Origin of the sequence: Pseudomonas sp. GM21, assembly GCF_000282215.1 — a bacterium.
Lineage (GTDB): Bacteria > Pseudomonadota > Gammaproteobacteria > Pseudomonadales > Pseudomonadaceae > Aquipseudomonas.
Genome location: NZ_AKJS01000119.1, coordinates 12,624 through 25,137 on the forward strand (window position 1 = coordinate 12,624; position 12,514 = coordinate 25,137).

Consider the following 12,514-nt stretch of genomic DNA (forward strand, 5'->3'; position numbering starts at 1 on the left):
TAGTGGTCGCATAGAAACCTGTCTTTTTTGGGCTATTCCATCGACCTGTCAATTTGTTGATCGTGCCCAGCCCCCGACGAACGGTTAAACCCCCTATTACCCAACTTCTGCCGCCACGCGCGGCATGGAGCAATACGCCCATGGGCAACAAAGCATCAGCCAGAAGCCTGCCACTTGCCCCTAGGTTCATTCGGGCTGGCGAGGCGCCTACGTACCTGAGTATGTCACTGCCGCTGTTTAACGAGATCGTCCGCCCGTACGTGAACGAGTTCCCCATCGGCGAGCGCGGTATCGGCTTCGACCGTCAGGAGCTGGACGAGTGGGCGTCCTCCTACGTGGTGGCCAAAGCAATTGATAAAAACCGCGCCCCGGAGCAACAATTGCCCCGCAGCGAGCGCCAGAAAGGAGATACACAATGGCGCGAAAAACGATCACAGGCCTCTCCCAAAGGAAAGGTATCTGGCATATCGACAAAAAGATCAACGGCGAAAGACTTTACGAATCTACTGGGGTAACTGACCGGCAAGAAGCAGAGCGCTACCTGATCTTCAGGATGGAGCAGATCCGACAGCAGAAAGTGTACGGCGTGAGAGAAGTGAGGACGTGGCGGGATGCCGCGATGAAGTTCCTCCTTGAGATCAAGGATCAGCCCTCATTCAAGCTGTCGGCGCACCACCTCTCACAGCTGGACCCGTTCATAGGTGACATGTCGCTGACCCATATTGATGATCAGGCCTTAGCGCCGTTCATCAAGGACAGGTTGGCGACCAAGACGCTTGAGGATGGCAAGGTAAAGAAAGGTGTCAGCAACAGAACGGTGAACATCTCGATAGAGCGTGTGGTTCGGGTTTTATCGTTGTGTGCCAGGAAGTGGCGAGACGATGAGCGCAGGCCGTGGCTGGATAGCGTGCCGATGCTCACGAAGCTGGAAGAGAAGAAGTCGAGCCGCAAGCCGTACCCGATGTCATGGCAGGAGCAGTCGATTCTATTTGCGGAATTACCGGCTCACCTGCAAACGATGGCGTTGTTCAAGGTGAACACCGGCACGCGAGAGCAGGAAGTCTGCAAGCTGAGATGGGATTGGGAAATTTCGGTGCCGGAACTTGGGACCAGCGTTTTTCTGTTCCCGGCTGATTTTGGCGGCAGACACGAACGATCTGGCGTGAAGAACGGTGATGAGCGACTGGTGGTGCTCAACAACGTGGCCAAGTCGATCATCGACCAGCAGCGCGGCCTGGGTAAGGACTGGGTTGTCCCTTACAACGGCACCGCGATGCACCGGATGAATGACTCGGCCTGGAAGAATGCGCGGGTGAGAGCGGCGAAACTCTGGCAGGAGGAAAACCTTCGCCCCGCTCATCCAGGTTATGCATCCATCAGGATTCATGACCTCAAACACACGTTTGGCCGTCGGCTACGCGCAGCAGGTGTCACCGAGGAAGACCGCAAGGCCCTTCTAGGCCACAAGAACGGCAGCATCACCAGTCACTACTCGGGCGCTGAGCTCGGGCATCTGATTGAAGCTGCGAACATGGTATCAGCAACCGATTCGCGTGGACCGGTCCTTACAATTCTGAAGAGGAAACAGGCGTGAAAAATAGAGGAGTCACGCAAAAGTCACGCACATGAAAAAGGCCAATGCTGTGAACATTGGCCTAAGTCATTGAAAAATATGGTCGGGACGGAGTGATTCGAACACTCGACCCCTAGCACCCCATGCTAGTGCGCTACCGGACTGCGCTACGCCCCGACTAGGCGTGTAACTCGTTCCTCTTCTCGAGGAACGCTCAAGAATATATCCCAAGCTTTTGAAAACTGGAAGTATTCATATGCAGGAAATTATTTCTTGAGAACTACCAACACGTCTTCCAACTCAGCAATCATCTGCCGAATCATCTGCTTGTATTGGGTGGTGTCGTCTTTGGCTTCATCGCCGGACAAGCGCAAGCGTGCGCCGCCGATGGTGAACCCTTGATCGTAAAGAAGCGCGCGGATCTGCCGGATCATCAGCACGTCTTGTCGCTGATAATACCGGCGGTTTCCGCGGCGTTTGACGGGGTTGAGTTGAGGAAACTCCTGCTCCCAATAGCGCAGAACGTGCGGTTTTACCGCACACAGCTCGCTGACTTCACCGATGGTGAAGTAGCGTTTGCCTGGGATGACGGGTAGCTCGTCGTTATGACTTGGTTCCAGCATAAGCCTCAACTCGGGCCTTCAACTTCTGCCCTGGACGAAAGGTGACCACACGGCGAGCCGTGATCGGGATTTCTTCCCCCGTTTTCGGATTGCGGCCAGGCCGCTGGCGTTTGTCCCGAAGGTCGAAATTGCCGAAACCGGACAATTTGACTTGTTCGTTGTCTTCAAGAGCATGCCTGATTTCTTCAAAAAACAGTTCGACCAATTCCTTGGCCTCCCGTTTATTCAGGCCCAGCTCTTCATACAGACGTTCCGCCATCTCAGCTTTCGTCAGAGCCCCCATACGTCACTTCCTTAACGTGGCGTTCAACCTTTGTTCGAGCGAGGTGAGGATGTTTTGCGTCGTGGTATTCACCTCATCGTCATTAAGAGTGCGCGATGGATGCTGCCAGGTCAAGCCAACTGCAAGGCTTTTTCTATCAGGATCAATGCCTTTACCCTGATACACGTCAAATAGCCTGAGGTCCGTCAGCCATTCGCCTGCATTTTCACGGATTACGTCCAGAACAGCGCTGGCTGCGACGTCTTTTTCGGCGATCAGTGCAAGGTCACGACGCACTTCAGGGAAGCGCGACAACTCACTGAATTTAGGCATTTTGCCCAACGCCACTTCAGCCAGAACCAACTCGAAAACGAAGACTGGACGATCGAGACCGAGGGTCTTCGACAATTCAGGGTGAATGGCCCCCACAAAACCTGCCAAACGCCCTTCACGCTCGATGCGCGCGGTTTGACCCGGGTGCAGCGCTGGGTGTTTGCCTGGCACGAAAGTGAACGAGTCCAGCGCACCGGCAAAGCCCAGCACCGCTTCCACATCAGCCTTGACGTCAAAGAAGTCCACGACATCGCGACCTTGTGCCCAGCCTTCTGGCAGACGACTGCCGCAAACAACACCTGCCAACATAGGCTCTTGCTTCAGGCCTTCAAGCTGACCAACGAAACGCAGGCCGCTTTCGAACAGGCGGACACGATCCTGCTGACGGTTCAGATTGTGCTGGAGTGCCTTGACCAGACCTGGCCACAAGGATGAACGCATGGCCGCCATGTCGTTCGAAATCGGGTTGGCCAACAGCAGCGGTTCTACACCCGGATTAAACAGTTCGAATTGTTTCGGATCGATGAAACTGTAGGTGATCGCTTCCTGATAGCCACGGGCGACCAACAGGCGACGAAGTTCAGGCAGATCGCTACGCGCTTCAGACTTGGCTTGCGGCGCCAGACGAGCTTGCGGATAACGAACCGGCAGACGGTTGTAACCGTACAGACGGGCCAGCTCCTCGATCAAATCGACTTCCAGACTGATGTCGAAGCGATGGCTTGGCACTTCTACTCGCCACTGCCCTGCCCCTTCGGCGGAAACGGTCAGGCCCAACCCGTTGAGCAGACGCTCGACTTCGGCCGAATCCATTTCCATGCCCAGCATCTGGCTGATGCGCTGTGCACGCAACGTAACCGGAGCAATCTTCGGCAGATGCTGTTCGCTAACGGTCTCGATGATCGGGCCGGCTTCGCCGCCAGTGATCTCCAGCAGCAGGCCAGTGGCGCGCTCCATGGCTTCACGGGCCAGTTGCCAGTCAACACCACGCTCGTAACGGTGCGAGGCATCGGTGTGCAGGCCATAGGAACGGGCCTTGCCAGCGACCGCAATCTGATCGAAGAACGCGCTTTCAAGGAAAATATCGCGAGTGGTCGCAGTGTTGACACCACTGTGCTCGCCACCCATGACGCCGGCAATCGCCAGAGCGCGGGTGTGGTCGGCGATCACCAGGGTATCGCTACGCAGCGTTACTTCCTGACCGTCGAGCAGAACCAGTTTCTCGCCTTCTTCGGCCATGCGAACACGGATGCCGCCATTGATTTCGGCGAGATCGAACGCGTGCAGTGGCTGACCCAGTTCCAGCATCACATAGTTAGTGATGTCTACAGCTGCATCGATGCTGCGCACTTCGGAACGACGCAGACGCTCAACCATCCACAACGGCGTTGGCTTGGACAGGTCGACGTTACGGATCACACGACCCAGGTAACGCGGGCAAGCGGCCGGTGCCAGCACTTCAACCGAGCGCACTTCATCGTGCACAGCGGGAACGGTCGCAACGACCGGGCGGGTGACGCTGGCAGCGTACAGCGCGCCGACTTCACGGGCCAGACCGGCCAGGGACAGGCAGTCGCCGCGGTTCGGGGTCAGGTCAACCTCGATGCTGGCGTCGTCCAGGCTCAGGTACTCACGAATGTCCTGACCGACCGGAGCATCGACTGGCAATTCCATCAAGCCATCGTTGCCCTCACCCACTTGCAGTTCGGCCTGCGAGCACAGCATGCCGTTGGACTCAACGCCACGCAGCTTGGCTTTCTTGATTTTGAAATCGCCCGGCAGTTCGGCACCGATCATGGCGAACGGGATCTTCAGGCCCGGGCGCACGTTTGGCGCGCCGCAAACGACCTGAAAGGTTTCCGAACCATTGCTGACCTGGCAAACACGCAGCTTGTCAGCGTCCGGGTGCTGCTCGGTGCTCAGCACCTCGCCCACGACCACACCACTGAAAACACCGGCGGCCGGCGTAACGCTATCGACCTCAAGACCGGCCATCGACAGACGAGCAACCAGCTCGTCGCGACTTACCTGCGGGCTTACCCAGCCACGCAGCCATTGTTCACTGAATTTCATCCTGCTCTCCTAAGAATTCGTTACGACTAGCGAAATTGCGCGAGGAACCGCAAGTCGTTGTCGAAGAACAGACGCAAGTCGTTCACGCCGTAACGCAGCATGGCCAGACGCTCAACGCCCATGCCGAAGGCAAAGCCCGAAAACTCTTCCGGGTCGATCCCGGACATGCGCAATACGTTCGGGTGAACCATGCCGCAGCCCATCACTTCCAGCCAGCCAGTCTGTTTGCACACGCGGCAGCCTTTACCGCTGCACATCACGCATTCCATATCGACTTCAGCGGACGGCTCGGTGAACGGGAAGTACGAAGGACGAAAACGCACGGCCAGTTCTTTTTCGAAGAACACGCGCAGGAATTCTTCGATGGTCCCTTTCAGGTCAGCGAAGTTGATATCGCGATCGACCAACAGGCCTTCAACCTGGTGGAACATCGGCGAGTGAGTGATATCGGAGTCGCTACGGTACACACGGCCTGGGCAGACGATGCGGATCGGCGGTTGTTTCGATTCCATGGTGCGGACCTGTACCGGCGAGGTATGGGTGCGCAGCAACATGTTGGCATTGAAATAGAAGGTGTCATGCATCGACCGCGCCGGGTGATGGCCTGGGATGTTGAGCGCTTCGAAGTTGTGATAGTCGTCTTCAACCTCAGGGCCTTCGGCGATGCCGTAGCCGATGTGGGTGAAGAACTGTTCGATACGTTCCAGAGTGCGGGTAACCGGATGCAGACCACCGGAGGTCTGACCGCGGCCAGGCAGGGTCACGTCAATCGACTCGGCAGACAGTTTGGCGGCCAGGTCGGCCTCTTCAAACAGTGCCTTGCGAGCGTTGAGAACCTCTGTGACACGCTCCTTGGCAACGTTGATCAGCGCGCCGACTTGCGGACGCTCTTCTGCGGGCAAATTCCCCAGGGTCTTCATCACCTGAGTCAATTCACCCTTCTTGCCAAGGTAGTGAACCCGGATTTGCTCCAGGGCATTGATATCTTCAGCGCTTTGCACAGCCTCTAGTGCTTGAGAGACGAGCGCATCCAGGTTTTCCATGTACAGACTCCAGATACAAAATAGGGGAAGAGCTTGAAGGCTCTTCCCCTATTTATGACGTTTAACACCTGGCCCCACAGAGGTGAGGCCGGGTGACTGTCGGGGGTACTTAAGCCAAGGTGGCTTTAGCTTTCTCGACAATCGCAGCAAACGCCGCTTTTTCGTTCACTGCCAGATCAGCCAGAACCTTACGGTCGATCTCGATGGACGCTTTTTTCAGGCCGGCGATGAAACGGCTGTAGGACAGACCGTTGATACGTGCACCAGCGTTGATACGAGCGATCCACAGAGCGCGGAACTGACGTTTTTTCTGACGACGGTCACGGTAGGCGTATTGGCCTGCCTTGATTACCGCTTGCTTGGCAACACGGAATACGCGCGAGCGAGCGCCGTAGTAGCCTTTAGCAAGTTTCAGAATTTTTTTGTGACGTTTACGGGCAATGACGCCACGCTTTACACGAGCCATGAGTTACTTCCTCTATTCTTGACTAAAATTAACGAAGGCGCAGCATGCGCTCGACTTTTGCCACGTCAGACGGATGCAGCAAGCTGCTACCGCGCAGTTGACGCTTACGCTTGGTCGACATTTTAGTCAGGATGTGGCTCTTGAAAGCGTGCTTGTGCTTGATACCGTTAGCAGTTTTCAGAAACCGCTTAGCAGCACCACTTTTCGTTTTCATTTTTGGCATGTTCGGATACTCCGCATTCAGTTGATAAACATAATCAGAAGGCCTGCCGTGCCCTGTTGATTACTTCTTCTTTTTCGGGGCGATGACCATGATCAGCTGGCGTCCTTCCATCTTAGGATGCTGTTCGACCGAACCGTACTCGAGCAAGTCACCTTCAACTCGCTTGAGGAGTTCCATCCCCAGCTCCTGGTGGGCCATCTCACGGCCGCGGAATCGCAAGGATACCTTGGCCCTGTCCCCATCACTCAGGAAACGTACCAGGTTGCGCAGTTTTACCTGGTAATCCCCTTCCTCCGTCCCTGGACGAAACTTGATTTCTTTAACCTGAATCTGCTTCTGGTTTTTCTTGGCCGCGGCAATCTGTTTCTTCTTCTCGAAGATCGACTTGCCGTAGTCCATCAGCTTGCAAACAGGGGGTACTGCATCGGCGGAAATTTCCACCAGATCCAGCTTGGCCTCTTCAGCCTTAAGAAGCGCGTCTTCAATTGACACAATCCCAAGCTGCTCACCCTCAGCCCCAATTAACCGAACCTCGCGTGCCGAGATATTCTCGTTGATCGGGGCTTTCGGTGCAGCTCGTTTATCTTGTCTCATTTCACGCTTAATAATAATTACTCCGAATCTGGGCGACCACGCCGGGAAACCGCTTGCGCGAGAAACTCAGCGAACTGGGCGACGGGCATCGAGCCCAGGTCAGCACCTTCACGAGTACGCACAGCGACAGTCTGCATCTCGACTTCCCGATCTCCAATAACCAAGAGATAGGGAACCTTGAGCAAAGTATGCTCGCGGATTTTAAAGCCGATCTTTTCATTTCTCAAGTCAGACTTGGCACGAAATCCGCTTTCGTTGAGAGTTTTTTCAACCTCGGCGGCAAAATCGGCCTGTTTATCAGTGATATTCATGATCACTGCCTGGGTCGGAGCCAGCCACGCGGGGAACGCACCCTCGTAGTGCTCGATCAGGATTCCGACGAAACGTTCGAAGGAGCCCAGGATCGCCCGGTGCAACATTACCGGGTGCTTGCGACTGTTGTCTTCGGAGACGTATTCGGCTCCCAAACGGACAGGCAGGTTAAAATCGAGCTGAAGGGTACCACACTGCCAGACTCGGCCAAGGCAATCTTTCAGCGAGAATTCGATCTTCGGACCGTAGAAAGCACCTTCGCCCGGCTGCAGATCGTACGGCAGGCCAGCGCTATCAAGGGCTGCGGCCAATGCCGCTTCTGCGCGATCCCACAGCTCGTCGGAACCAACGCGTTTTTCCGGACGAGTGGACAGCTTCATCTCGACGTCTTTAAAGCCGAAGTCGGCATAAACGTCCATGGTCAGCTTGATGAATGCAGCGGATTCGGCCTGCATCTGCTCTTCAGTACAGAAGATGTGGGCGTCATCCTGGGTGAACGCACGCACGCGCATGATGCCGTGCAACGCACCCGATGGCTCGTTACGGTGGCAAGCACCGAATTCGGCCAGGCGCATCGGCAACTCGCGGTAGCTTTTCAGGCCCTGATTGAACACTTGCACGTGGCAAGGGCAGTTCATTGGCTTGATGGCGTAGTCGCGGTTTTCCGACTGAGTGGTGAACATGTTGTCGGCGTAGTTGGCCCAGTGCCCGGATTTCTCCCACAGGCTGCGGTCAACGACTTGTGGAGTCTTGATCTCCAGGTAACCGTTGTCGCGCTGAACCTTGCGCATGTATTGCTCGAGCACCTGGTACAGCGTCCAGCCATTCGGGTGCCAGAACACCATGCCCGGCGACTCTTCCTGGGTGTGAAACAGGCCCAGGCGTTTGCCGATCTTGCGGTGATCGCGCTTTTCAGCTTCTTCAATGCGCTGGATGTAAGCCGCCAATTGCTTCTTGTCCGCCCATGCGGTGCCGTAAACGCGCTGCAATTGCTCGTTTTTGGCATCGCCACGCCAGTAGGCGCCGGACAACTTGGTCAATTTGAAGGATTTCAAGAAGCGCGTGTTCGGCACGTGCGGGCCGCGGCACATGTCGACGTATTCTTCGTGATAATACAGGCCCATAGCCTGTTCGTTCGGCATGTCCTCGACCAGGCGCAACTTGTAGTCTTCGCCACGGGCCTTGAACACTTCGATCACTTCGGCGCGCGGAGTGACTTTCTTGATCACGTCGTAATCTTTCTCGATCAGCTGCTGCATGCGCTGTTCGATGGCAGCCATGTCGTCCGGAGTGAAAGGACGCTCGAAGGCGATGTCGTAATAGAAGCCTTCGTCGATGACCGGCCCGATCACCATTTTGGCGGTCGGGTACAACTGCTTGACCGCGTGGCCAACCAGGTGGGCGCAAGAGTGGCGAATGATCTCCAGCCCCTCTTCATCCTTTGGCGTAATGATTTGCAGCGTGGAATCGCTGTCGATGATGTCACTGGCGTCGACCAGCTTGCCATTGACCTTGCCGGCCACGGTGGCCTTGGCCAGCCCGGCACCAATGGATGTGGCGACCTCGGCTACGGAAACCGGGTGATCGAATGAACGTTGACTGCCGTCGGGAAGAGTAATAGTTGGCATGGCGCCTCCTCTCCTAGTGGTGACCCCTACCAAAGGTCACGTGGGTTGGGATGAGCCAGTACAAGATCCGATCCAGGCCATTCAATGACGAACGCCTGCCTTACAGCGGCAGGAGCCTTGCGGCCAACCGGAAAACCGAACCAGAGTGACTGGGATTCAAATCAGGGTTATTCGCGCAGTTGCCGCCACCGGGACTGAAGGTCATCCGGAGCTTGCAAACGCCCGAGCGAGGCATGCTAGCACAGATGACCGGTCGTCGACGCAAGCAGACTTTGTGCGGGGGCAAATCGGGCCTATTTATGCCAGAGTGCTGAACTTGAACACCGCTTCGCCCCTCAATAACACGTCATTGACCCACAAGGAGCATCCCAGCATGCGTCTGAACCGTTTGTTCGCCGTAATCGCCCCTATCATTCTGCTGCTGCCATTGGCCGCCCATGCCGACTGGCCAAAGGGGGAACGCGAGAAATACATGGCGCAGTGCGTTCCCGCGGCAGCACAAAAGATCGGTGATGCGAAGGCAAAAGCCGTCTGTGGTTGCGGCGCCGATCAGCTCAAATCATATCCTGCCAAAGACCTCCAGGCATTGATGAACGGCTCTGCGAGTCCAGAGCTGGGGCAACAGGCAATGCAGAAAATCGCCACTTGCAGAGTCGATACCGGCGCGAAGAAATAAGCGTCTCGCATTGGTTTTTTCACCTGCAATGACCGAAAAAACAGGCCGAATGTCGCTTTGTCAGACATTTTTTGAAGGTTTTACAGCTTTTTTTTCGTCTTTACTTTCAGCTGGAAGCCTTTAAAAACGGGGCTTCCAGCCATTTGAAGCAGCAAAGAACGCTCGACAGCAAGGCAAACAGCACGTCCGGGGGGCTCCCAAAGCGAACATTTCGACTATGATACTCCGGTGTGCCCAGTTGGCCTGAGCAGCACAGCACTACTGAAAATATATGTTTCTTGGAGATACACCATGTCTAATCGCCAAACCGGCACCGTTAAATGGTTCAACGATGAAAAAGGCTTCGGCTTCATCACTCCTCAAGGTGGCGGTGACGACCTGTTCGTACACTTCAAAGCTATCGAAAGCGACGGTTTCAAAAGCCTGAAAGAAGGCCAGACTGTTTCCTTCGTGGCTGAGAAAGGCCAAAAGGGTATGCAAGCTGCACAAGTTCGCCCAGAGTAAGTTTCTGGCGCACTAAAAAAACCCCGTCCATGCGACGGGGTTTTTTATGGGCGAAACAAATGCCCGGCATGCTCAGCCGCAATTGACGCGAGTGACCACCCGACTGGCATCGGTGTGCAGGTTCAAGCGATCAGAGTGGTACTCCAGTGTCACCATGTCATTGGGCGACAGGAACCGGGCGTTCTGTGCGCCTGCGCGAGTGCGCGCCTGCTCCAGCAGCTCGGGTGAAGCCGCTTTGCCGAGAGTGAATTCGGCAGCCTTTGCCTCACAGCGGCTATGTCCAGTGTCAGTCGTCGCTACGGAGTCTGTTGCCGATTCGGATGATGTACTGCTGCAACCCGCCAGCAGAGTGACGGCAAACAAAGCACCCAATGACGCGAGCTTCCAAGGCATGACGCCTCCTTTGTAAATATTGTGCGAGCGCCGAGTTTGCCTGAGCACCGCCCTTCTCTTCATCACTCAATCGTGACTGAATATGAAAAGTGATCAATAAACGTCGATGTAGTCGTACGGCGGTTTTGGCCAGTTCTCTTTCAGCGCATTGAAAATCTGCATGACCCAGACTTCGTCACTGGCTGCGACCAATCCTACATAGCCCGAGCCTTTGGCCCACGTCTCTAGCCGAAATCGCAGCCCGCCGATATCAGTGCCACCGACGACACCCGAAGAAATATAGGCGATACCGCTTTGGGTGACCCGCAGTTGAGTGTGCTCATCGTCACTGGCGGACGCCAACAGTTGGCGCACAGCCTCAAGGGTCAAACCGTCAGGAGTGTTCAAATCGATCTGCACAGCGCGGTCCTTGAAAGTTCATCAAAGACCAAGTGTCGCATAGCCCTCCCCCCATGCCTAAGTCGGAGTGCCAAACGCCGCGCAAAATGCTTAACTCGCTCCCTAGACCTCCCCTAATTCACGAGTGCCATCATGACCACTGTAAGCATCGACGCCGACATCAAAGCCAAGTGGCAAGACGGGCACAGTTCTTACAGCCCGGGCAGTACGGAAGAGCTTGCCATAATCGCCATCGATCTTTTGGTCAGGGACATTGGAACCGAGGCCGCCCAGCACTTCATCAAGCAGATTTTCGAAAAACACCTGGCGGACCAAAAAGCTGCGGAGACAGCACGGGCGTAAAACCCGCAGGCTGGCACCTGCGGGCGGGCGGCTTACTTCAGTCGCGCCAGGCGCTGAGTCAACAAGTCGAAGAAGCCATGTGCGTCGCCACTTTCAACCCAGAAAGCATTCTTCGGCGCTTTCAGGCCGTCATACCAGTCGACAATGGTCTGACCAAAGGTCGGGCCTTCGCGGCTATCAACGACCACGTTGACCGAGCGACCGGTAAACAGCTCAGGCTTGAGCAGGTAGGCAATGACGGTTGCGTCATGCACTGGGCCACCCGAAAGACCGTAGTGCTCCATATCACCCTTGACGTACTCATTGAGAATATCGCCCACCAGCTTGCTGGCGTTGTTGTTGATCGCCGCGATCTGTTTCAGACGAGCTTCGCTGGTGAGAATCTTGTGGGTCACATCCAGCGGTAGATAGGTCAGCTTCACGCCACTTTTCAACACGACTTCAGCGGCTTGCGGATCGGCGAACAGGTTGAATTCGGCGACCGGCGTGATGTTGCCACCGTTGAAATGCGCGCCGCCCATGACCACCACTTCCTTGATGCCCTGAACAATCTCCGGCTCCTGGATCAGCGCCAGGGCCAGGTTGGTCTGCGGACCGAGCATGGCGATGGTGATGCTGTGGGGTTTGGCAGCCTTCAAGGTATCAATCAGGTAGTTGACCGCATTGCCTTCAGCCAAGCCATTCTTTGGTTCGTGCACGGTGACGCCCGACAGACCTTCCTTGCCATGAATGTTCTCGGCATAGATGGGCGTGCGCATTAGCGGTTTCGGTGCACCGGCGTAGACCGGTACGTCGTCGCGCCCTGCCCACTCACGGGCCAGCCGTGCGTTACGCGATGTCTTGTCCAGACGCACATTGCCGGCCACGGTGGTCAGCGCACGAATATTCAGCTCTTGCGGCGAAGCCAGGGCAAACAGTAAGGCGACCACATCGTCGGCACCCGGATCAGTGTCGATAATCAAGTCGATCTTTTCCGCCGCCTGGGCGCTCGTTGCAGTAATCATGGACAAACGCAGCAGACTCCGAAGCAGATGGTGCAGTTTCTGAGCATAGCGTTGCATATCGCACTC

The 12,514-nt window shown here is 55.9% G+C and carries 16 protein-coding genes and 1 tRNA gene; 5 read left to right on the top strand and 12 right to left on the bottom strand.

Translation table 11 applies throughout. The annotated features are described in order from the left end of the window. The first annotated feature begins 140 nt into the window (after positions 1 to 140). Both PMI22_RS30710 and PMI22_RS08960 read left to right on the top strand, forming a co-directional pair. Positions 141 to 515 (top strand): hypothetical protein, encoded by a 375-nt coding sequence (locus PMI22_RS30710; protein ID WP_081502811.1) that lies wholly within the window; start codon positions 141 to 143, stop codon positions 513 to 515. Beyond that, a complete protein-coding gene (locus tag PMI22_RS08960; protein WP_007947320.1) occupies positions 416 to 1,594 on the top strand; it encodes a tyrosine-type recombinase/integrase in 1,179 nt (392 codons plus the stop codon). The genes PMI22_RS30710 and PMI22_RS08960 overlap by 100 nt, the downstream gene beginning before the upstream one ends. Before the next feature lie 79 nt (positions 1,595 to 1,673). Here the strand turns inward: PMI22_RS08960 and PMI22_RS08955 are convergent. The 9 genes from PMI22_RS08955 to thrS all read right to left on the bottom strand — a co-directional run bounded on the left by PMI22_RS08955 (position 1,674) and on the right by thrS (position 9,130). Beyond that, positions 1,674 to 1,750 (bottom strand) — tRNA-Pro (locus tag PMI22_RS08955). An 89-nt stretch (positions 1,751 to 1,839) separates the two neighbouring features. Beyond that, complete coding sequence (locus PMI22_RS08950; protein ID WP_003179985.1) at positions 1,840 to 2,196, bottom strand: MerR family transcriptional regulator; 357 nt, start codon at positions 2,194 to 2,196, stop codon at positions 1,840 to 1,842. Next, positions 2,177 to 2,479: an integration host factor subunit alpha gene (gene ihfA, locus PMI22_RS08945; RefSeq protein ID WP_002553164.1), complete on the bottom strand. Its 303-nt coding sequence runs from the start codon at positions 2,477 to 2,479 to the stop codon at positions 2,177 to 2,179. Before ihfA ends, PMI22_RS08950 begins: the two co-directional genes overlap by 20 nt. Positions 2,480 to 2,482: 3 nt before the next feature. Continuing rightward, positions 2,483 to 4,864: a phenylalanine--tRNA ligase subunit beta gene (gene pheT, locus PMI22_RS08940; protein ID WP_007947322.1), complete on the bottom strand. Its 2,382-nt coding sequence runs from the start codon at positions 4,862 to 4,864 to the stop codon at positions 2,483 to 2,485. A gap of 26 nt (positions 4,865 to 4,890) precedes the next feature. Further along, positions 4,891 to 5,907: a phenylalanine--tRNA ligase subunit alpha gene (pheS, locus tag PMI22_RS08935; protein ID WP_007905876.1), complete on the bottom strand. Its 1,017-nt coding sequence runs from the start codon at positions 5,905 to 5,907 to the stop codon at positions 4,891 to 4,893. A 109-nt stretch (positions 5,908 to 6,016) separates the two neighbouring features. Then, positions 6,017 to 6,373, bottom strand: coding sequence for a 50S ribosomal protein L20 (rplT, locus tag PMI22_RS08930; RefSeq protein WP_007905879.1), 357 nt, complete (start codon positions 6,371 to 6,373; stop codon positions 6,017 to 6,019). A gap of 28 nt (positions 6,374 to 6,401) precedes the next feature. Continuing rightward, positions 6,402 to 6,596 carry a 50S ribosomal protein L35 gene (rpmI, locus tag PMI22_RS08925; protein WP_002553160.1) on the bottom strand — a complete coding sequence of 65 codons (195 nt, stop codon included), beginning with the start codon at positions 6,594 to 6,596 and terminating at the stop codon, positions 6,402 to 6,404. Between the two features lie 60 nt (positions 6,597 to 6,656). Further along, on the bottom strand, positions 6,657 to 7,208 hold the full coding sequence (infC, locus tag PMI22_RS0129590) for a translation initiation factor IF-3 (protein ID WP_172435341.1): 552 nt from the start codon (positions 7,206 to 7,208) through the stop codon (positions 6,657 to 6,659). Beyond that, the gene (thrS, locus tag PMI22_RS08920; RefSeq protein WP_007947323.1) at positions 7,208 to 9,130 is read right to left on the bottom strand and encodes a threonine--tRNA ligase; all 1,923 of its coding nucleotides are present in this window, start codon (positions 9,128 to 9,130) and stop codon (positions 7,208 to 7,210) included. The genes infC and thrS overlap by 1 nt, the downstream gene beginning before the upstream one ends. 373 nt (positions 9,131 to 9,503) lie before the next feature. On the opposite strand from thrS, the gene PMI22_RS08915 reads away from it, so the two are divergent. Beyond that, on the top strand, positions 9,504 to 9,806 hold the full coding sequence (locus PMI22_RS08915) for a hypothetical protein (protein WP_007947324.1): 303 nt from the start codon (positions 9,504 to 9,506) through the stop codon (positions 9,804 to 9,806). Positions 9,807 to 10,097: 291 nt separating this feature from the next. Beyond that, a complete protein-coding gene (locus PMI22_RS08910; protein WP_003179963.1) occupies positions 10,098 to 10,310 on the top strand; it encodes a cold-shock protein in 213 nt (70 codons plus the stop codon). A gap of 72 nt (positions 10,311 to 10,382) precedes the next feature. Here the strand turns inward: PMI22_RS08910 and PMI22_RS08905 are convergent, their stop codons facing one another. Together PMI22_RS08905 and PMI22_RS08900 are read right to left on the bottom strand one after the other, a co-directional pair. Continuing rightward, complete coding sequence (locus PMI22_RS08905) at positions 10,383 to 10,703, bottom strand: I78 family peptidase inhibitor (RefSeq protein WP_007947326.1); 321 nt, start codon at positions 10,701 to 10,703, stop codon at positions 10,383 to 10,385. A 93-nt stretch (positions 10,704 to 10,796) separates the two neighbouring features. Beyond that, on the bottom strand, positions 10,797 to 11,102 hold the full coding sequence (locus PMI22_RS08900) for a hypothetical protein (protein ID WP_007947327.1): 306 nt from the start codon (positions 11,100 to 11,102) through the stop codon (positions 10,797 to 10,799). Positions 11,103 to 11,234: 132 nt separating this feature from the next. On the opposite strand from PMI22_RS08900, the gene PMI22_RS08895 reads away from it, so the two are divergent. Next, complete coding sequence (locus tag PMI22_RS08895; protein ID WP_007947328.1) at positions 11,235 to 11,444, top strand: hypothetical protein; 210 nt, start codon at positions 11,235 to 11,237, stop codon at positions 11,442 to 11,444. A gap of 32 nt (positions 11,445 to 11,476) precedes the next feature. Here the strand turns inward: PMI22_RS08895 and PMI22_RS08890 are convergent, their stop codons facing one another. Next, positions 11,477 to 12,505: a nucleoside hydrolase gene (locus tag PMI22_RS08890; RefSeq protein ID WP_007947329.1), complete on the bottom strand. Its 1,029-nt coding sequence runs from the start codon at positions 12,503 to 12,505 to the stop codon at positions 11,477 to 11,479. Positions 12,506 to 12,514 lie beyond the last annotated feature (9 nt).

What these genes read in the sequence shown, in the direction of transcription:
- PMI22_RS30710 (WP_081502811.1), top strand. Translation starts at nt 141, where the DNA reads ATGGGCAACAAAGCATCAGCCAGAAGCCTGCCACTTGCCCCTAGGTTC.
- PMI22_RS08960 (WP_007947320.1), top strand. Translation starts at nt 416, where the DNA reads ATGGCGCGAAAAACGATCACAGGCCTCTCCCAAAGGAAAGGTATCTGG.
- PMI22_RS08950 (WP_003179985.1), bottom strand. Translation starts at nt 2,196, where the DNA reads ATGCTGGAACCAAGTCATAACGACGAGCTACCCGTCATCCCAGGCAAA.
- ihfA (WP_002553164.1), bottom strand. Translation starts at nt 2,479, where the DNA reads ATGGGGGCTCTGACGAAAGCTGAGATGGCGGAACGTCTGTATGAAGAG.
- pheT (WP_007947322.1), bottom strand. Translation starts at nt 4,864, where the DNA reads ATGAAATTCAGTGAACAATGGCTGCGTGGCTGGGTAAGCCCGCAGGTA.
- pheS (WP_007905876.1), bottom strand. Translation starts at nt 5,907, where the DNA reads ATGGAAAACCTGGATGCGCTCGTCTCTCAAGCACTAGAGGCTGTGCAA.
- rplT (WP_007905879.1), bottom strand. Translation starts at nt 6,373, where the DNA reads ATGGCTCGTGTAAAGCGTGGCGTCATTGCCCGTAAACGTCACAAAAAA.
- rpmI (WP_002553160.1), bottom strand. Translation starts at nt 6,596, where the DNA reads ATGCCAAAAATGAAAACGAAAAGTGGTGCTGCTAAGCGGTTTCTGAAA.
- thrS (WP_007947323.1), bottom strand. Translation starts at nt 9,130, where the DNA reads ATGCCAACTATTACTCTTCCCGACGGCAGTCAACGTTCATTCGATCAC.
- PMI22_RS08915 (WP_007947324.1), top strand. Translation starts at nt 9,504, where the DNA reads ATGCGTCTGAACCGTTTGTTCGCCGTAATCGCCCCTATCATTCTGCTG.
- PMI22_RS08910 (WP_003179963.1), top strand. Translation starts at nt 10,098, where the DNA reads ATGTCTAATCGCCAAACCGGCACCGTTAAATGGTTCAACGATGAAAAA.
- PMI22_RS08905 (WP_007947326.1), bottom strand. Translation starts at nt 10,703, where the DNA reads ATGCCTTGGAAGCTCGCGTCATTGGGTGCTTTGTTTGCCGTCACTCTG.
- PMI22_RS08895 (WP_007947328.1), top strand. Translation starts at nt 11,235, where the DNA reads ATGACCACTGTAAGCATCGACGCCGACATCAAAGCCAAGTGGCAAGAC.
- PMI22_RS08890 (WP_007947329.1), bottom strand. Translation starts at nt 12,505, where the DNA reads ATGCAACGCTATGCTCAGAAACTGCACCATCTGCTTCGGAGTCTGCTG.